The organism is Streptomyces sp. NBC_01224 (assembly GCF_036002945.1).
GTDB lineage: Bacteria > Actinomycetota > Actinomycetes > Streptomycetales > Streptomycetaceae > Streptomyces.
The window spans coordinates 8,702,012-8,719,863 of sequence record NZ_CP108529.1; the positions used below are offsets into that span (position 1 = coordinate 8,702,012).

The following is a 17,852-nucleotide window of genomic DNA, read 5'->3' on the forward strand; positions in this document are numbered from 1 at the left end:
GAGATGAGAGTGGAAACGCCGATGGTGCACGCCGAGGGCGTGCGCAAACACTTCGGGAAGGTCTCCGTGCTCCGGGGCATCGACCTGACCGTCGAACGCGGCCGCGTCTGCTGCCTGCTGGGCCCCTCCGGCTCGGGGAAGTCCACGTTCCTGCGCTGCATCAACCATCTGGAGAAGATCGACGGAGGCAGCCTTTCCGTCGACGGCGCCCCGGTCGGCTACCGGCAGCAGGCCAACCGGCTGTACGAGCTGAAGGAACGCGAGATCGCCCGCGCCCGCCGCGACATCGGGATGGTGTTCCAGCGGTTCAATCTCTTCCCGCACATGACAGCGCTGGACAACGTCATGGAGGCGCCCGTGAAGGTCGCGGGCGTCACCAGGGCCGAGGCACGCGCCGACGCCCTGCGGCTGCTGGACCGGGTCGGCCTAGCCGACCGTGCCGAGCGCTATCCGGCCCAGCTGTCCGGCGGCCAGCAGCAGCGCGTTGCGATCGCAAGAGCGCTCGCGATGAAGCCCAAACTGATGCTCTTCGACGAACCGACGTCGGCTCTGGACCCGGAACTGGTCGGGGAAGTGCTCGACGTGATGCGGCAGTTGGCCGCAGAAGGGATGACGATGGTCGTCGTCACACACGAGATCGGATTCGCCCGGGAGGTCGCGGACACGGCCGTCTTCATGGACGGCGGTGTCGTGGTCGAGGCCGGCGACCCCCGGCAGGTACTCGGCGATCCCCAGCAGGAACGCACCCGCACCTTCCTGTCGAAGGTCCTGTGATGCCCGAGGTACGGCAGCGGGGCACGGCGGCCCTGCTGCTCCCCGATGCCCTCGCCCTCCAGCACCGCTACCTGGCGGACCTGGAACATCTGGTGTCCATCGACTCCGGCTCGTACAGCCCTGAAGGAGTCAATCGCATCGCGGCATGGACCGTGCGACGCCTGACCGGCCTGGGGTTCGAGGTGGACCGGTCGCCCGTCACGGCCCCGGACCAGGACACGCACTTCGGTGACCTGGTGGTGGGTCGGCTGCGCGGCCGGCTCCCCGCCGAACAGGGCGGACGGCGCATCCTCCTCGCCGGACACCTGGACACCGTCTTCGACGACGGGACGGCGGCGCAGCGCCCCTTCACCCGTAACGGACCGCTCGCCCACGGCCCCGGAGTCAGCGACGACAAGGGCGGCCTGCTGGCCGGCCTTACCGCCGTGGAACTCCTGCTGCGCCGCAGGATGACGGACTTCGCGGAGATCGTCTTCCTCGCCACCCCCGACGAGGAGATCGGCTCCCCGGCCAGCCGCCCGGTGACCGCGGAGCTCGCCGCAGCCGTCGACTACGGGCTGGGCCTGGAGTGCGCCCGGGAGAACGGCGACCTCGTCATCGCCCGCAAGGGCGTGGCGGACTTCCTGATCACCATCACGGGACGGGCCGCCCACGCCGGCATCGAACCGGAACGCGGAGCGAACGCCGCGCTCGCCGCCGCCCACCTGCTCATCGTCTGCCAGCAGATGAACGGACGGTGGGGCGACGTCACGGTCAATGTGGGGATGATCCGGGCCGGCAGCCGTATCAACATCGTCTGCCCCGAGGCCGAGTTGCATGTGGAGGTACGTTCCTCGACCGGATCGGGCATCCAGTGCGCGCGGCAGGCCATCGAGGCCGCCGCCGCCCACCTGACCGTACCGGGCACCACGGCCACCGTGCGGCAGACGGAAGCATGCCCGGCCATGGAGGACACCCCGGCGTCCCGCACTGTGTTCGCCCACGCCCGGGAAGCCGGGGCGGAGCTCGGCCTCGACCTGGGAGCCGCTGCCACCGGTGGCGTCGGCGACGCCAACACCATTGCCGGAGCCGGGGTGCCGACGCTCGACGGCCTCGGCCCGGTCGGCGGCGGTGACCACAGCCCGCAGGAGTGGCTGGACGTGACGACGGTCCCGCCCAGGGTCGCCCTGCTTGCGGCACTGATCACTGCTCTCGGCTCCACGACGACAGCTGACCCGGATACCCGGAGCACGCCGATCCGCGTAATCTGAACCCCTTTGGAAAGGTGGCCCGGCCCATGTCCTCACTCGCCGAAGAGATCCGGCAACGGTTCGGTGACCTCAGCCCCGCCGAACGCAAGGTGGCCCGGGTGCTTCTCGCCGGCTACCCGTCGGCCGGTTTCGAGACGGTGGCCACGCTTGCCGAACGCGCCGCGGTGAGCGCGCCCACGGTGATCCGTTTCGTCAACCGGCTCGGCTACAAGGGGTTCCCCGACTTCCAGGCGGCGCTGCGGGGGGAGCTGGAGGAACGCAGCGCCTCACCTCTGCAGCTCTACAGCACACGGGGATACGGCAGCACGTCACCCGGCGCGCAGGAGGAGGAGGGGCGGGCCACCGCGCACCCCGAGGGTGGACAGGACGTCTTCAGCTCCGAGGTCGCACGTACGCTGCGGGAACTGCCGCCCCACGACGTGCAGGCGGCGATCTCCCTGCTCTGCCACCCCAAGCGTCGCATCATCCTGGCCGGCGGCCGGTTCACGCATCTGCTGGCGCAGTACCTGGGACTGCACCTCATGCAACTGCGCGGCGACGTGGTCATCCTGCCGGACCGCGACGTGGAGCGGACCGCCGTCCTGGCGGGTCTCGGCCGGCAGGACGTCCTCGTGGTCTTCGACTACCGGCGCTACGAACCGGACAAGATCGTCATTGCCGAGATGGCCGCGCAGTGCGGAAGCAAGGTCGTCCTGTTCACCGACGCCTGGCTCTCGCCGGTGACCAGCCTCGCCGACGTCGTCCTGCCCAGTCATGTCGCCGCGCCTTCGCCGTACGACAGCATGGTCCCGACGCTGGCCACCGTCGAGACGGTGCTAGCCGGGGTGCTCAGGCAGCTCGGCGAGGAGGGGCGCAGCCACTTGGAGCACAGCGAGGACGTGTCCCGCCGGGCAGGCATCCAGCCGGACGACCCCGAGCCGGTCTGAGACGGTGGCCTGCAGGGTGCGCTGTCGAGTACACGCCCGCGCGCTCAGACGCGATTGACGCGGTACACGTCCCGTACACAGAGGTTGAGGACCGTGGTGGCCACGATGGCACCGGCACAGACCAGGAGCACGGTCCGATCGGCCCAGGCATGTGCGGCGAGCGCGGTGACGAGGTAGCCGAGCGGGATGGCGATACGCTCCCCGACACCGTTGAACGAGCTCATGCGGCCCAGCTCCTCCTGGGGCACGTGCTGTTGGAGCGCGGTGTTCCACGCCACGATGGCGACATCCAGCCCCACGCCCGCGAGCACGGCACCGAGCAGCACCCAGGGCAGGGCCAGGCCCATTCCCAAGGCCGCCGGTGGCAGGCAGAGCCCGGAGCCGGTGACGACGGCAACGGCCAGCAGACGGTGGGGCTTCCAGCGCAGGCACATCACCGTCCCCGCAAGCAGCCCGAACGCGAACGCGCCCTGGACGAGCCCCCAGGAGCGCGCCCCCGAGTAGTGCTCGGCGGCGACGACCGGGCCGAGGAGCTGAAAGCCGGCCAGCCATGCGGCGACCACGACCGTTCCGGCGGCGGTGTACGTCCACAGCCAAGTGCGGGAGCGGAAGCCGGACCAGCCCGCCCGCAGGTCGGCCAGGGCGCTGCCCTTCGTGACCGGCGCGCCCAGCCGCAGGCCGAGCAACAGGAGCGCTGCGACCAGGAAGGTGAGCGCATCCCACGACAGGGCCCACGCCGGGCCGCCGACCGCGACGATCAGACCTCCGACGACGGGGCCGAGCACCTTGACGGCATTGTTCGGAAGCCGGACCAGCGCATTGGCCTGCTGCAGGTGCTCCGCCGCGACGAGCTGCCCCACCACACCGACCGCGGCCGGCGCGGTGAAGGCCACGGCGACCCCCGACGCGAAGCCGCATGCGGCGATCGAAGCGGTCGTCGCTTGATGCGTGGCGACCAGCACGGCGAGTACCCCCTGCGCGGCCGCGGACAGGGCATTGCTCAGAAAAAGAATCCGGCTGCGCGACAGACGATCCGCGAGGACGCCGCCCGCGACGGTGAAGACGATCGTCGGTACGGAGTTCGTGGCCAGCACGACGCCGAGGGACCCGGCTCCGCCGCCCTGTCCGATCACCGCATAGGCGAGGGCGAGGGGAGCCATCGCGGACCCGGTCGCCGAGATGAGATTGGCGAGGACGAATCGGCGGAAAGCGGCAACTCGCAGTGGTTTTAAGGGAGTTGTCGGTAGTTCGATCGCGGCCTTCATGTTCCTCCTGTGGTCGCCCGGCGGGCACTCTATCCTGCTCTCGGAAGCAGTCGAAGCGGTGCGTGCACGGTCGCCCCGGGCAGGTGGGGCACTGGAACAGATACGCACCCCCGAGGTCGCCCAGGACCGGCCCCGCCCCTTCGAACGGCCGACCGCGGTCCTCCACCGGCTCCCAGGCCCGTCGCGAACGGGAATCCGCCTCGGTGCTCGCCACCGTCGGCAGATGCTGCATCGGCCGCCCGCACCCGGGACGGTCCGCCCTCTGTGGCTCCTGGGACCATCCCGGCCGGTCGGCCCGGTGCCCGGGGCGGTGGAGAGGTGGTACCGGTGGTCCCAGCCGGTCGCGCCGGTCTCATTTCGTGCCAACCCGCTGACCGCAGGAGGTCACCCCCCTGCCGGCACCTGCAACGCTTCGTCCAGCACAGCTCCGCCGCAGCTCACCTGCCCTGCGCTCGTTACACGCGTTGCTCGGCCAGGTCGAGCCAGTGCTCGACATCGCCCGGCGCGAAGTGCCTGATGGCCCAGTCGACCATGCGCAGACTCATATGCGCCCAGGAGGGACGCAGGACATCGTCGGGCAGGCCGTCCAGAATGTCGTCGAGGCGGCGCGTGACGCCCGGGGCCTGCTGGTTCGCATGCAGCCCGAAGCGCAAAGTGACCAGGTCGAAACGGCGGTCGCCCCGGCCGGCGCCGTCCCAGTCGATGACTCCGGTGACCGAACCGTCGAGGGCGAGCAGGTTGCCGTGGTGAAAGTCGTGGTGCACGACGTCGTGCCCGGGCAGTTGGTGTGGGTGATCGGCCCCGGCCGACTTGACCCGGTGCTCCAGGGCACCACTGCGCCGACTGTGCCGACGCAGTGGCCCGTGCAGACAGTAGCCGGGGCCGTCGTCGAGCAGGTACAGGTTCATCAACGGGACATCCGTACGTTCGGCCAACAGCCCCGCCTGCGACTCGTTCAGGGCCAGTGCCTGATCCAGCCCATGGTGGTCCAGACACTTCACCGGCGTGCCCGGCAGGCACTCCTGGACCAGAACGACCGCGCGATCCACCTGGACCGCCAACTCCGTCGACGGGCAGGGATACCCCTGCGTGTGCAGCACTTCGCACACCGCCAACGGTCCCGCCCGCAGATCCTTGAGCTGCGTATCCGGCCGCCACTTCAGCACGGACCGGTGCCCGTCGGGCCACCGCACGTACGCGGCACCTACCTCCCCTCCCGGACAGGGCCCCTCCACCACCAGCCGGACACCTGCCTCGGCGTTCAGGGCCTCTGTCACCCGGTCGGCATCAAGTCGTTCGGCTCGCGTCCAGTTCTGCGGAGATGCGGTCATCGGAGCATTCTCCGTCGCAGCCACCCGCCCCGCGGAAGGGGGTGCCGATGCCGCACTGCCGGCCCCGGACGGTCCGGCGTCAAGAAAATGCCTTGCCCGCGGTGCCGCGCCGGCCCCACCATCTGCCCATGGAATCGATCACCGCCCCGCTGACACCGATCTCCGCCGCCCACTCGGTGTGCGGCGGTCAGCAGCAGCCCGGCGGACTGCGGAGACCGACTCCCGAACGCGCATGATCGCCGTCCTGGTCGCGGGACTTCTGGCCGGGTACGGCATTGCCATACCGGTGGGAGCGGTCGGGACCTACCTGGTGGGCCTCACCGCCCGGACGTCCCTGAGGACGGGGGCCTGTGCGGCACTGGGTGTCGCAACCGCCGACGGTCTCTACGCGGTCGTCGCGGTGGTGGGGGGGTCCTCGCTCACGCATGTGCTCACGCCGGTCATGCCGCTGCTGCGGTGGGCGTCGGCACTGGTGCTGATCGCGCTGGCGGTCCGCGGCGGCACGGCGGCGATCGCGCGGTACCGGGGACGGCGGACAGTGGCCCGGATCGGGACGGACCCTGTCAGTCCGGCACGGTCCTACCTGATGCTGCTCGGGATGACCATGATGAACCCCGCCACTGTCATCTACTTCGCGGCGCTCGTGCTCGGCAGCCGCACCACCGCCGACGCCGACCACCTGGAGCGGGCGGTGTTCGTACTGGCCGCCTTCGTGGCGTCGGCCAGTTGGCAGCTGCTGCTCGCCGGTGGGGGAGCGCTGCTCGGCCGGGCGGTGACGAGCAGCCGCGGGCAGCTCGTCACCGCTCTGGTCTCCAGCGTCCTCATCACGGCACTCGCCGTCCGGCTGCTGTGACCGTGCCGGGGAAGAGGGACGGCCCTTCCCCGGCACGGCCGGCCAATGGCTCGACAGCCCGCCTCTGTACGCCACGGCCCGACTCAGTCCGCTGAAGCCGTCCATCCCAGCGCCTTGATGCCCGCGGCATCCCCGGGCCGGCTCTCGTCGAAGACCGTCCGATTGCCGTCCTCGACCCGGACGGCGTCCACGTACACCCCGCGCCCGACGTACAGCTGATCCGTGGCGTACCGCCACCGCAGCCGCACCTCCTTGCCGCGCCATGCGGCGAGGTCCGCGTCAAGACGGTGCCAGACCCGGCCGGACCAGCCGGAGATAGAGCCCGTCGGATGCGGTTCGGGCTCCGGGTGGTGTTGACCGGCCATCGGTACGGTGGTGAACGGCACCGCCTGCCAGGTCGACCCTGCGTCCGCCGACACCTCAAGGAAGAGGAAATCGGACCCGGGCTCGGTGTCCCACCAGAGGGCCGAGCTCAGCCGGGCCCGCGACGACGCGAGACGCAGCGCGGGCAGCGTGAGCGTGGCGTCGGCGGCGCTCGCCAGTCCGGAGAACCACGCCGTACGCCCCCGGGCGGGACGGACCGCGACGGCGCGCGCCATCTGGTTGGCGGTGGCGACGCGCGGCGCGCTGCCGGAGCGCCAACTGCGCACCGGATGCACCGAGTTGCCGAGGACGATCAGGAACGAGTCGGTCGTGGGGTCCAGGACCAGACTGGTGCCGGTGAAACCGGTGTGGCCTGCGGTACGAGGCGTTGCCATAGCCCCCATGTACCAGTGCTGGTAGAGCTCGAAGCCGAGTCCGTGCGCATCGCCGGGAAACGCGGTGTTGAAGTCCGTGAACAGCAGGTCCACCGATTCCGCGGAGAGAATCCTCGCGCGGCCGTAGATCCCGCCGTTGAGCAGCGTACGGGCGAGGATCGCGAGATCCCAGGCGCAGGAGAACACTCCGGCGTGGCCCGCCACGCCGTCCAGACTGTACGCGTTCTCGTCGTGCACCTCGCCCCAGACCAGCCCGCGGTCGAGACCGGACCAGGGGAGCCGGGCATCCTCGGTTGCGGCGATCTTCGGCCTCCAGGAGGCCGGCGGGTTGTACCGAGTGCGGTGCATACCGAGCGGAGCAGTGATCTGCTCACGGAGCAGGACATCCTCGGTGCGGCCGGTGATCTTCTCCAGGACCAGTTGCAGCGAGATCAGATTGAGGTCGGAGTAGAGGTAGACCGTGCCGGGCGGGTTGGCAGGCACCTCGTTCCAGAGCAGCTCCAGCTTCCCCTCCCGCGTAGGTGCCTTGTACAGCGGAATCCAGGCACGGAAGCCCGACGTATGCGTGAGCAGCTGACGGATCGTGATGTCCTGCTTGCCGCCACCGGCGAAGTCGGGCAGATACGAGGCAACCTTCGCCTCCAGCTCCAGAGTTCCGCGCTCGATCTGCTGCACGGCCAGGATCGAGGTGAACAGCTTCGACACCGAAGCCAGGTCGAAGACCGTGTCCTCGGCCATGGCGATCTGCTGGTCGGGCGGGAACTCCACCCCTGTGTCGGTCTTCTCGTCGTACGCCGCGTAGCGGACGGCCTTGCCGATCGGGCGGTGCAGTGCCACCGTGCCACCCCGCCCGGCGAGTAGCACCGCACCCGCGTACCAGGGGTGCTTGGGGGAGTTGGAGAGGAACTTCTCCGCATCGACAACCAATTGGTCCAAAGGCCCCTGCAACAACCCGGCACGGGCAGCGGATCCGCGCCGCAGCGTCGGCCGGGCCTGCCCGGATGCCGTGCTCGTCCCGATCCCTGCGTGCATACCTGACGACCCCGCCCCCGACTCCATGGCCGACGCCCGTTCCGCGAACGGAATCGGCGCCAGGGCGAGTGCTCCGCCCAGGGCCAGCATCCCACCGCCCAGCCTGCGTCGGCTGATCCCTCTGCCGGCCGCGTCCTCGGTCATCCGGAACCCCTTCCTGCTGCGCGAAAGTAACTTTCGAAATTTCGTCCGACGATGAAACTTCCTGCCGCCGCAGAGATTACTGTCACCATTGCTGTCGCGGAGGCCCCCGGCGTCACAAAGAATCTGACACTGCATCAGGAAATCTCTTCCCTCGGATGTCCGACTGCGGCATCCTGCGCCCCATGGAGACGGAGCTGAGCAAGAAACTGGGAGTCGAGCACGCCATCTTCGGCTTCACGCCGTTCCCCGCGGTGGCCGCGGCCATCACCCGGGCCGGCGGATTCGGCGTACTCGGCGCGGTCCGCTACACCGCCCCCGACGACCTCGCACGTGACCTGGACTGGATGCAGGAGCACACCGACGGCAGGCCGTACGGTCTTGACGTCGTCATGCCCGCGAAGAAGGTGGAGGGGGTGACCGAGGCCGACGTGGAGGCGATGATCCCGGACGGACACCGCCAGTTCGTCCAGGACACCCTGGCCAAACACGGCGTACCGGAACTCGCCGAGGGCGAGGCGTCCGGCTGGCGCATCACCGGATGGATGGAGGAAGTCGCCCGCAACCAGCTCGACGTCGCCTTCGACTACCCCATCAAACTCCTCGCCAACGCCCTCGGGTCGCCGCCCGCCGACGTCGTCCGACGCGCCCACGACCAGGATGTTCTCGTCGCCGCGCTCGCCGGAAGTGCCAGACACGCCCGCCACCACGCGGACGCGGGCATCGACATCGTCGTCGCCCAGGGGTACGAGGCGGGCGGCCACACCGGTGAGATCGCCTCCATGGTCCTGGTCCCGGACGTGGTCGACGCCGTGGGGCCGCTCCCCGTCCTCGCCGCCGGCGGCATCGGCAGCGGAGAGCAGATCGCCGCCGGACTCGCCCTGGGCGCCCAGGGCGTGTGGCTCGGTTCCCTCTGGCTGACCACGGAAGAGGCGGACCTCCACTCCCGCGCACTGACCGGCAAACTCCTTGCCGCGGGCTCCGGCGACACCGTCCGCTCCCGCGCGCTCACCGGCAAACCCGCACGCCAGCTCCGTACTGAATGGACCGACGCCTGGGACGACCCGTCGGGTCCCGGCACCCTGCCCATGCCGCTCCAGGGGCTGCTGGTCGCCGAAGCCGTCTCGCGTATTCAGAAGTACGAGACCGGTGCGCTGCTCGGCACCCCCGTCGGTCAGATCGTCGGCCGGATGAACAGCGAACGCAGCGTTCAGGCCGTCTTCGACGATCTGACCCGCGGCTTCGAGCGCGCCGTGGACCGGATCAACCGCATCGCTGGACGGAGCGCCTCATGAACCGGCCGCCCAACGGCTTCTGGGCCCAGGCCGCCGCCGATCCCGGCCGTACGGTTCTGATCGCACCCGACGGCGAGAGCTGGACGGCGGGCCGGCTGCACGCTGCAGCCAACCGCCTGGTCCGGGGACTGCGCGCGGCCGGACTCCGACAGGGCGACGCCTTCGCGGTCGTCCTGCCCAACGGTGTCGAGTTCTTCACCGCCTACCTCGCCGCCTCCCAGGCCGGCTTCTATCTCGTACCCGTCAACCACCACTTCGTCGGCCCCGAGATCGCCTGGATCGTCGCCGACTCCGGAGCCAAGGTGCTCATCGCCCACGAACGGTTCGCCCAGGCGGCGACCGCGGCCGCTGACGAGGCCGGGCTTCCGGCCGGCCACCGCTATGCCGTAGGCGCGGTCGACGGCTTCCGCCCGTACGCCGAACTGCTCGAAGGGCAGTCCGACGCACCCCCCGAGGCCCGGACCCTCGGCTGGGTCATGAACTACACCTCGGGTACCACCGGCCGCCCGCGCGGCATCCGCCGTCCGCGCCCCGGAAAGCTCCCCGAGGAGAGCCACCTCGGCGGATTCCTCGGCATCTTCGGCATCAAACCCTTCGGCGGCAACGTCCATCTCGTCTGCTCGCCGCTCTACCACACGGCCGTCCTCCAGTTCGCGGGAGCGTCCTTGCACATCGGGCACCCGCTGGTCGTGATGGACAAGTGGACGCCCGAAGAGATGCTGCGCCTCATCGACACCCACCGCTGCACCCACACGCACATGGTCCCGACCCAGTTCCACCGCCTCCTCGCCCTCCCCGACGAGGTGAAGCGGGGATACGACGTCACGGCCATGCGCCACGCCATCCACGGCGCAGCACCCTGCCCCGACCACGTCAAACGGGCCATGATCGACTGGTGGGGGCGGTGCGTCGAGGAGTACTACGCGGCCAGCGAGGGCGGCGGCGCATTCGCCACCGCCGAGGACTGGCTGAAGAAACCGGGCACGGTCGGCAGGGCCTGGCCGATCAGTGAACTCGCCGTCTTCGACGACGACGGCAACCGCCTGCCGCCCGGCGAGCTCGGCACCGTCTACATGAAGATGAACACCGGCGGCTTCAGCTACCACAAGGACGAGACCAAGACGAGGAAGAACCGCATCGGCGACTTCTTCACCGTCGGAGACCTCGGCATCCTCGACGAGGACGGCTACCTCTTCCTCCGCGACCGCAAGATCGACATGATCATCTCCGGTGGTGTCAACATCTACCCCGCCGAGATCGAAAGTGTCCTCCTCAGCCACCCCGCGGTCGCCGACGTGGCCGTCTTCGGCATTCCGCATCCCGACTGGGGCGAGGAGGTCAAGGCGGTCGTCGAACCGGCCGGGACACACGGGGCGGGCGAAGCGCTGGCCGCCGAGATCCTGCGCCACTGCGAACACCATCTGGCCGGGTACAAGCGCCCCAGGAGTATCGATTTCATCGAGGAGATGCCCCGCGATCCCAACGGCAAGCTGTACAAGAGGCGGCTGCGCGATCCGTACTGGGAGGGCCACGAGCGGGCGTTGTGAAGTTCTCCCTCTGTGCTGTGTTCTGACGGATGGTCACCGACGGAATCCCTCGACGGGAACGGGGACGAAGGGACGGCGCCCGACAGGGGTGAGGCGGCGCGCCCAACGGCTCAGAAGCGCCGTTTCCCGGCAGGTGGCCCTGCGCTAACGTCGATGGCCGAACACAGCTTCGCCTTGCACGGCGCCGGCAGCACTCGCTGCCGCACACCGAGAGGGAGGTACCTGTGCGCGCACTTGTCTACCTGGGGCCCGGGTCCGTCGAGTTGCAAGAGCGTCCGGCGCCACGCATCGGCGCTGACGACGACGTAGTGGTGAGGATTGTCGGCACCGGGATCTGCGGGACCGACCGCAAGATTCTCCTCGGTCGCTTCCCGGCAAGGCCGGGTGTGGTGCTCGGCCATGAGTCGGTCGGTCTGGTCCAGGAGGTGGGTGCCGGGGTGCGGTCGCTCGCCGTCGGGGACCGAGTGGTGGTCAACCCGACGCTGTACTGCGGTTGGTGTGCGCCGTGTGTGCGCGGGGCGACGAACTTCTGCCGGAACAAGGCGGGGACGGAGGTCGGTGTGGACCGTGACGGGACATACGCCGACGGCGTGGTGCTGCCGGAGCGGTTCGTGCGACGCGTTCCCGACGGGATGCCCTTCCGTAGCGCGGTACTCATCGAACCGCTCGCCTGCGTCCTCAACAACGTCCAAGCGGCCGATCTGACGGTCGATGACACCGTGGCAGTACTGGGCGCGGGACCGATCGGCGTGCTCGTCGCACTGGTCGCCGCCCGGACGGCGCGTTGCGTCATCGTGGCCGAGACGGACGATTACCGGCTCTCCGCAGCGCGCGACTTGTTCGAGCATGTGGTGGACGTGTCCCGAACGGACGCGGCCGAGGCCCTTGCGAAGGCGTCCGGAGGCGATCGGCCCGGCGTCGTGTTCGACACCACAGGGAGCGGTCTGGAGGATGCCCTGCGCCTGATCGACGACGGCGGCCGGGTCGTCCTCATGGGCTTCGACGACAGCTACAGCATGCCGCTGCGGCCGCTCCGGCTGACCAATCGCGGGATCCGGCTGATCGGTGCCGGTGACTTCCGGGGGGACACCTTCCCCGTGGCCGTCGACCTGGCGGGCGGTCTGGGACTGGAACGCCTGGTGACGCACGAGTTCCCACTGGAGGCGTACGAGGACGCGCTCGGCGCGCTGGGCGGGGTCGGCCGCGACGGGATGGGCAGTCGGTACGACGCCATGAAGGTTGTCATCCGCTCCGACGCCGGCCCGGCCGGCGCGGACGGCTGGCCGGCGGGCGCGTGAACGGGCCGCGGCTGGGCTCGATCGAGTCCGGCGGGACGAAGTTCGTGTGCCTGGTCGGATCGGCGCCCGACCGGATCGAGGACGAGATCCGCTTCCCCACAGGAGAGCCGGAACCGACGCTGGCCAGAGCAGTCGCCTTCTTCGAGGAGGCTGCGGTGAAGGGGCCGTTGGACGCCGTGGGCATCGCGTCGTTCGGCCCCCTCGAACTGCGCCGCTCGCATCCCGGCTACGGACGCCTTGCAGCGACGCCGAAGCCCGGGTGGTCCGGAGTGGACGTCGCGGGAACGATTGCCGCCGCGCTCCGTGTGCCGGTCGCCATCGATACCGATGTCAACGGCGCGGCGCTCGGCGAGGGCCGCTGGGGCGCCGCACGGGGCCGGGACACCTATGTGTACCTGACGGTGGGCACCGGCATCGGCGGCGGGGCGGTGATCGGGGGACGCGTCATCAACGGCCTGGTCCACACGGAGATGGGTCATCTCAGCGTCCCCCGGATACCGGGGGACGACTTCCCGGGGTCCTGCCCCTTCCACGCGGACTGCTGGGAAGGCATGGCGGGCGGCGAGGCCGTCGCCGCCCGCTGGGGACGACCGGCGGAGGAACTGAGTGGTGAAGTGCTCCGACGCGCCCTGCACATGGAGGCGGTCTACCTCGCCTCCGGGCTGCGCGACATCATCTACACCACCGCGCCCGAACGCATCGTGATCGGGGGCGGGGTGGCCGTACTGCCCGGCCTCTTCCCCCTGCTGCGGGCGGAACTCGCCCGGTCACTGGCCGGCTATCCGGGCCTGCCGGAGCATGCCGCCGACGACTTCGTGGTCCCTGCCGCCCTCGGCCCGCTCGCCGGACCGGCGGGAGGTCTGGTGCTGGCCGAGCGGGCCGCCGAGGAAGCACGGCACCCGGCCCGCGACGGGACGGCGCGACCGTCCGCGGACGGCTCGGGAGCAGACGTACCGCCGTTGGCGGCAGGGACCGCGTGAGCTGGGCCGCGAACGGGAAGGGTGGCCGTCATGACGATCGGTGACCATGCCGGCCTCGACACCGCGACCCGTGCGTGGCTGATGGAACGAGCGTTGCCCGGCCTGAGCCTGTCGGAGGTGAGCCCGTTGCCCGGCGGGTTCACCAATGACATGCGTCTGGTGACGACGCGACAGGGGGAGCGGTACGTTCTGCGTCGCTACCGACCCAGCGGGACCCGGATGCACCGCAACACCTGCGCCGTGGAGTCGGCCGTACTGGAGCGGACGGCGCCGACCGTTCCGGTGGTCGACGTCGTCGCGTCCGATCCGTACGGGAACGCTACAGGCAGGCCCACGCTGGTCTACCGGTTCGCCGACGGCATTCCCCTCGGACAGGCGCTCGCCGACGAGCCGACCGCAGCCGAAGCGGCCGAGCTCGGCGGCGCGGTGGGCGGGGTCCTCGCCCGGATCGCCGCGGTACGGCTGCCCAGGCCGGGCCCCTTCCACGACGCCACCCTCGTGCCGGCCGAGGCGGGCGACGAGGCGGCTGACCTGCCCGGTTTCGTCGAGCGATGCCTGGCCACCACCGGCGACGGCAACGCCTTGACGTCCGGCGAGGCCGACGCGTTGCGCGGGCTCGCCGCGCGGACCGCGCACCGGGTCGCCGACGTGAGCGGGCACAGCCGACTGGTCCACTGCGATTTCAACCCCAAGAACGTGCTGGTCTCACGGGAGCGTGGCCGATGGGGCGTGACGGCCGTGCTGGACTGGGAACAAGCGTTCAGTGGCTCGCCCCTCTACGACATCGGCAATATGCTGCGCTTCGCCCATCTGTATCCGCCCTCCTTCGTGGACGGGTTCGTGTCCGGCTACCGGCACGCGGGTGGTCTTCTGCCGAGCGACTGGCGTGAACTCAGCCGGACCTTGGATCTGTTCACCCTGGCGGACATCCTCACCGCGCCGCCCGACGCCGACTGTTTCGCCGGGGCACGGACGGTGCTGCTCCACCACTTGGCGGACGAACCGGGGCCGGCGGCGGACCGTACCGGCTGAGCTCCATGGTGCGGTTCTTCGCCGTACCGCCCCGGCCACGGCGCCGGAGCTCGCGCACCACCAGGCAGGCGGGCAGCGCGACGGGGCACCGAAGGCAGACGTACGAGGCTCCGCCGTCCACCGCCCCGGATGCCGCGATCCGGGGCAGGAGTCACGGACAGCCCGAAGGCGTCGAGCCCAGCCTTCAGTCTCCGCCCATTCCCTTCACATACCCCTCCTCGCGCGTGCCCGTCCGTCTCTTCCGTCCCACTCCTCATAACCCTCTGCCACACCGTCACTTTCCGTACGGTGAAAATGCCTTACTCCAATGCCTTCGGTAATTCCGCGGTCGGGAACGTGAAGATCAGAAGACGGATTCCCGGTGCTCTTGGCCAATAAGCACTCCTTAACAGGCTGATACGTTCTGGTCAGTGCAAAGTCGGGCCGTTATGCTTCCGTGAGTCGAAAGATCCTTGAACAAGGGAGAATTTCGCAGTGGACAACACGAGGCCGGAAAGCGTCTTGCGCCCCCCTTCCGGGGAAGGGATTCCGGAAGCCGGCGACGGGAAGCTGACGCTGACGCCAACGGTCAGATGCAATGGAACCCCGCCCACCCCGGAGCAGAAGGAAGGGCCGTTCTACAAGCCCGACACCCCGCACAAGCCGGACTTCAGAGGCGATGTGGAGGGCGGCACGCCCCTGCTGCTCCACGGCAGCATCGTCACCCCCGAAGGCAAGCCCGTCGGTGGCGCACTCCTCGACTTCTGGCAGGTCGGGGACGAGGGCGTCTACGACGAGGAGGGGTTTCGGCTCAGGGGTCACCTGTTCGCCGACAGCGACGGGAACTGGCGGCTGGAGACGGTGCTGCCCGCCGTGTACCCGGGCCGCACGCGCCACGTGCACGTCAAGGTGCAGCCCCCTGGCGGTGAGGTACTGACCACGATGCTGTACTTCCCGGACGAACGGCGCAATCACCTGGACAAGTATTTCCGGCCGGAGTGTCTGATGGATGTCCGTCGGACCGTGGACGGCTGGGATGCCGCGTTCACCTTCGTGCTGGACATCTGAAATTTCGGCACCCGGATTCTCTCCGCATGGGAAACCGTGATTCGCGGGGGGCTGTTCCGTACGGATGGAGCGGCCCCCGTCAAAGGGCACTTGCCGGGCACGTCGAATTTCCACGTCGTGAGCAGCAGGAGACACATGGTCGACTTGACGCACGCCCAAGAATTGATCTACTACCCGGTCAGCGACTACCTGATGGATCACGGTGAAGGGATCTATCTGTACGACGCGGACGGGAATCAATACATCGACTGCGCGTCCGGCACCTTCAATCTCAGCCTCGGCTACAGTCACCCCGAAGTGGTCAAGGCGATGCGCGACCAGGTCGAACGGCTGGTGCACGCGACGTCGACCTTCCAGACCAAGCCGGTCAACGACCTGGTACGACGCCTGGTCGAAGTCAGTCCCGAGAACCTCACCAAGGTGCACCTCAAGGTTTCGGGCGGGTCCACCGCCAACGAGGGCGCGGTCAAGATGGCCCAGATCAGCACCGGGCGGCGCGATGTCATCACCCTCTTCCGCAGCCATCACGGCCAGACCATGATGACGACCACCATGTCGGGTGAGTCCTTCCGCAAGGCACCCTTCCCGCATCTGATGCCCGGCGTGATCCAGGTCCCCGACCCCTACTGCCTGCGCTGCTTCTACCGGCAGACCCCCGACAGCTGTGGACTGCTCTGTGTCGAGCGAGTCAACGACTTCCTCGACCACGCCAGTTCGGGCAGCGTCGCCTGTGTCGTCGTGGAACCGATCTCGGGCAGCGGCGGGAACATAGTGCCGCCCGACGGATATCTCGCCGCGCTGCGCACCCTCTGCGACGAGCGGGGCATCGCGCTGATCTTCGACGAGATACAGACAGGCATCGGCCGGGTCGGCCGAATGTTCGCAGCCGAGCACTACGGCGTGCGCCCCGACATCCTGACCACCGGCAAGGGATTGGGCGGCTCCGGCGCGCAGGTCGCCGCCATCATCGCCGACGAGCGGATGTCCGGGCTCAGCAGCGACCACCACTCCTTCACCTACGGCGGCAACATCCTGGCGGCGGCAGCCGCAGCGACGACCCTCGACATCATCGGCCGCCCCGGCTTCCTGGAGAACGTACGAGCGGTGGGTGCACACATCATGGACCGGCTGCGGGGGCTCGCCACGGCCCACCCGTCCATCGTGGACGTGCGCGGCCTCGGTCTGATGATCGGCATCGAGATCGGTGACGAGGACGGCCGCCCCCACAGCGACCGGGCACAGGCCCTGGCGCGACGTGGGATGGAACACGGCCTGATCCTGCGGACCTCACGCTACGGCCGGGGCAACGTCATCAAGATCCGGCCGCCGCTCGTCATCACCCGAGCCGAAGCCGACCTGCTCTGCGACCGGCTCGACGCACTCTTCACCACGGAGACAGCATGAAGGACTACGTCGTACAGCTCGCCGCATCGGTGCGCGACGAGGTACTGGCCGCGCAGAACCGGCTCGACAGCCGGCTCGTGCGAGGCCATTCACCCGGTGGCGACGCGCAGTTCGGCCTCGACGACGTGGCGGAGGCCGCCGTCTGGAAGCACGTCGTCGACGGCGGCTTACCGGTCGCCGTCTACTCCGAGGACCGTGGACTGCAATTCCACGGCGCCGCACCCGAGTTCCTGCTCGTCGTGGACCCCATCGACGGCACCAGGCCCGCCGTCGCGGGACTCGAATCGGCCACTGTTTCCGTGGCCGTGGCCCGGATGTCCGACCGCCCCCGCATCGCGGATGTGGAACACGCACTGCTGATGGAGATGAGGACAGGGGCCTACCTCTACGGGGAGCGCGGCGCGGACGCGGTGACCGCCCACGGCTACGACCGCCCCGTACCGTCCCTGACCACGACCACCGACCTCTCCCGGATGTTCTGGTCCCTCGAATTCAACGGTCATCCCGCGCATCTGATGACCGACGCCTACGGCCACCTCATCGACCGATCCGCGAACACCGGTGGCGTGTTCGTCTTCAACAGCGCCACGTACTCCATCTCCCGGCTGCTCACCGGCCAGCTCGACGCGTACGTCGACATCGGCAACCGGCTGCTGCGCGACGACCCCGGGCTCCTCCCCGAGTTCGAGCGGGTCGGCAACGGACGCGTGCTCCATCTGTTCCCCTACGACATCGCCGCTGCGGTCTTTCTCGCCGAGAAGGCCGGCGCCGTCATCACCGACGGCTACGGCGAGCCGCTCGGGAACACCGCGCTGACCGACCTGGGCGTCGACAACCAGCGGTCCTGCGTGGCCGCCTCCAATCCCGAACTCCACAAGGCGCTGCTGGAGGGGATCCGGTGGAGGGCCTGACCCGACAG

At 69.4% G+C, this 17,852-nt stretch carries 15 protein-coding genes; 12 read left to right on the forward strand and 3 right to left on the reverse strand.

The annotated features are described in order from the left end of the window. The first annotated feature begins 3 nt into the window (after positions 1 to 3). Genes OG609_RS39430 through OG609_RS39440 form a run of 3 tightly spaced genes read left to right on the forward strand, consistent with a single transcriptional unit; the run spans position 4 to position 2,950 of the window. Complete coding sequence (locus OG609_RS39430) at positions 4 to 774, forward strand: amino acid ABC transporter ATP-binding protein (RefSeq protein ID WP_327277198.1); 771 nt, start codon at positions 4 to 6, stop codon at positions 772 to 774. Further along, on the forward strand, positions 774 to 2,024 hold the full coding sequence (locus OG609_RS39435; protein ID WP_327277199.1) for a M20/M25/M40 family metallo-hydrolase: 1,251 nt from the start codon (positions 774 to 776) through the stop codon (positions 2,022 to 2,024). The genes OG609_RS39430 and OG609_RS39435 overlap by 1 nt, the downstream gene beginning before the upstream one ends. A 26-nt stretch (positions 2,025 to 2,050) precedes the next feature. Beyond that, positions 2,051 to 2,950 carry a MurR/RpiR family transcriptional regulator gene (locus tag OG609_RS39440; protein ID WP_327277200.1) on the forward strand — a complete coding sequence of 300 codons (900 nt, stop codon included), beginning with the start codon at positions 2,051 to 2,053 and terminating at the stop codon, positions 2,948 to 2,950. A 44-nt stretch (positions 2,951 to 2,994) separates the two neighbouring features. Here the strand turns inward: OG609_RS39440 and OG609_RS39445 are convergent, their stop codons facing one another. Together OG609_RS39445 and OG609_RS39450 are read right to left on the reverse strand one after the other, a co-directional pair. Then, positions 2,995 to 4,215: an MFS transporter gene (locus OG609_RS39445; RefSeq protein ID WP_327277201.1), complete on the reverse strand. Its 1,221-nt coding sequence runs from the start codon at positions 4,213 to 4,215 to the stop codon at positions 2,995 to 2,997. Positions 4,216 to 4,670: 455 nt separating this feature from the next. Continuing rightward, complete coding sequence (locus tag OG609_RS39450) at positions 4,671 to 5,546, reverse strand: phosphotransferase (protein ID WP_327277202.1); 876 nt, start codon at positions 5,544 to 5,546, stop codon at positions 4,671 to 4,673. Between the two features lie 232 nt (positions 5,547 to 5,778). Between OG609_RS39450 and OG609_RS39455 the strand changes: the two genes are divergently transcribed. Continuing rightward, on the forward strand, positions 5,779 to 6,399 hold the full coding sequence (locus OG609_RS39455; protein ID WP_327277203.1) for a LysE/ArgO family amino acid transporter: 621 nt from the start codon (positions 5,779 to 5,781) through the stop codon (positions 6,397 to 6,399). Between the two features lie 83 nt (positions 6,400 to 6,482). Here the strand turns inward: OG609_RS39455 and OG609_RS39460 are convergent, their stop codons facing one another. Next, a complete protein-coding gene (locus OG609_RS39460; protein ID WP_327277204.1) occupies positions 6,483 to 8,333 on the reverse strand; it encodes a serine hydrolase in 1,851 nt (616 codons plus the stop codon). 182 nt (positions 8,334 to 8,515) lie between these two features. On the opposite strand from OG609_RS39460, the gene OG609_RS39465 reads away from it, so the two are divergent. The 8 genes from OG609_RS39465 to OG609_RS39500 all read left to right on the forward strand — a co-directional run bounded on the left by OG609_RS39465 (position 8,516) and on the right by OG609_RS39500 (position 17,844). Further along, the gene (locus tag OG609_RS39465) at positions 8,516 to 9,625 is read left to right on the forward strand and encodes an NAD(P)H-dependent flavin oxidoreductase (RefSeq protein ID WP_327277205.1); all 1,110 of its coding nucleotides are present in this window, start codon (positions 8,516 to 8,518) and stop codon (positions 9,623 to 9,625) included. Continuing rightward, a complete protein-coding gene (locus tag OG609_RS39470; RefSeq protein ID WP_327277206.1) occupies positions 9,622 to 11,172 on the forward strand; it encodes an acyl-CoA synthetase in 1,551 nt (516 codons plus the stop codon). The genes OG609_RS39465 and OG609_RS39470 overlap by 4 nt, the downstream gene beginning before the upstream one ends. 224 nt (positions 11,173 to 11,396) lie before the next feature. Then, the gene (locus tag OG609_RS39475) at positions 11,397 to 12,470 is read left to right on the forward strand and encodes a zinc-dependent alcohol dehydrogenase (protein WP_327277207.1); all 1,074 of its coding nucleotides are present in this window, start codon (positions 11,397 to 11,399) and stop codon (positions 12,468 to 12,470) included. Continuing rightward, positions 12,467 to 13,450 carry an ROK family protein gene (locus tag OG609_RS39480; RefSeq protein ID WP_327277208.1) on the forward strand — a complete coding sequence of 328 codons (984 nt, stop codon included), beginning with the start codon at positions 12,467 to 12,469 and terminating at the stop codon, positions 13,448 to 13,450. Before OG609_RS39475 ends, OG609_RS39480 begins: the two co-directional genes overlap by 4 nt. Before the next feature lie 30 nt (positions 13,451 to 13,480). Beyond that, positions 13,481 to 14,482 (forward strand): phosphotransferase family protein, encoded by a 1,002-nt coding sequence (locus OG609_RS39485; protein WP_327277209.1) that lies wholly within the window; start codon positions 13,481 to 13,483, stop codon positions 14,480 to 14,482. A 501-nt stretch (positions 14,483 to 14,983) separates the two neighbouring features. Next, positions 14,984 to 15,529 (forward strand): dioxygenase family protein, encoded by a 546-nt coding sequence (locus OG609_RS39490; protein ID WP_327277210.1) that lies wholly within the window; start codon positions 14,984 to 14,986, stop codon positions 15,527 to 15,529. A gap of 135 nt (positions 15,530 to 15,664) precedes the next feature. Continuing rightward, the gene (locus OG609_RS39495) at positions 15,665 to 16,933 is read left to right on the forward strand and encodes an aspartate aminotransferase family protein (RefSeq protein ID WP_327277211.1); all 1,269 of its coding nucleotides are present in this window, start codon (positions 15,665 to 15,667) and stop codon (positions 16,931 to 16,933) included. Continuing rightward, positions 16,930 to 17,844 (forward strand): inositol monophosphatase family protein, encoded by a 915-nt coding sequence (locus tag OG609_RS39500; RefSeq protein WP_327277212.1) that lies wholly within the window; start codon positions 16,930 to 16,932, stop codon positions 17,842 to 17,844. The genes OG609_RS39495 and OG609_RS39500 overlap by 4 nt, the downstream gene beginning before the upstream one ends. The last annotated feature ends 8 nt before the right edge of the window (positions 17,845 to 17,852 follow it).

Bases quoted from the DNA above. Each gene is read 5' to 3' on its own strand.
- OG609_RS39450 (WP_327277202.1), bottom strand. From the start codon at position 5,546: ATGACCGCATCTCCGCAGAACTGGACGCGAGCCGAACGACTTGATGCC.
- OG609_RS39455 (WP_327277203.1), top strand. From the start codon at position 5,779: ATGATCGCCGTCCTGGTCGCGGGACTTCTGGCCGGGTACGGCATTGCC.
- OG609_RS39440 (WP_327277200.1), top strand. From the start codon at position 2,051: ATGTCCTCACTCGCCGAAGAGATCCGGCAACGGTTCGGTGACCTCAGC.
- OG609_RS39435 (WP_327277199.1), top strand. From the start codon at position 774: ATGCCCGAGGTACGGCAGCGGGGCACGGCGGCCCTGCTGCTCCCCGAT.
- OG609_RS39470 (WP_327277206.1), top strand. From the start codon at position 9,622: ATGAACCGGCCGCCCAACGGCTTCTGGGCCCAGGCCGCCGCCGATCCC.
- OG609_RS39430 (WP_327277198.1), top strand. From the start codon at position 4: ATGAGAGTGGAAACGCCGATGGTGCACGCCGAGGGCGTGCGCAAACAC.
- OG609_RS39460 (WP_327277204.1), bottom strand. From the start codon at position 8,333: ATGACCGAGGACGCGGCCGGCAGAGGGATCAGCCGACGCAGGCTGGGC.
- OG609_RS39465 (WP_327277205.1), top strand. From the start codon at position 8,516: ATGGAGACGGAGCTGAGCAAGAAACTGGGAGTCGAGCACGCCATCTTC.
- OG609_RS39485 (WP_327277209.1), top strand. From the start codon at position 13,481: ATGACGATCGGTGACCATGCCGGCCTCGACACCGCGACCCGTGCGTGG.
- OG609_RS39495 (WP_327277211.1), top strand. From the start codon at position 15,665: ATGGTCGACTTGACGCACGCCCAAGAATTGATCTACTACCCGGTCAGC.
- OG609_RS39445 (WP_327277201.1), bottom strand. From the start codon at position 4,215: ATGAAGGCCGCGATCGAACTACCGACAACTCCCTTAAAACCACTGCGA.
- OG609_RS39500 (WP_327277212.1), top strand. From the start codon at position 16,930: ATGAAGGACTACGTCGTACAGCTCGCCGCATCGGTGCGCGACGAGGTA.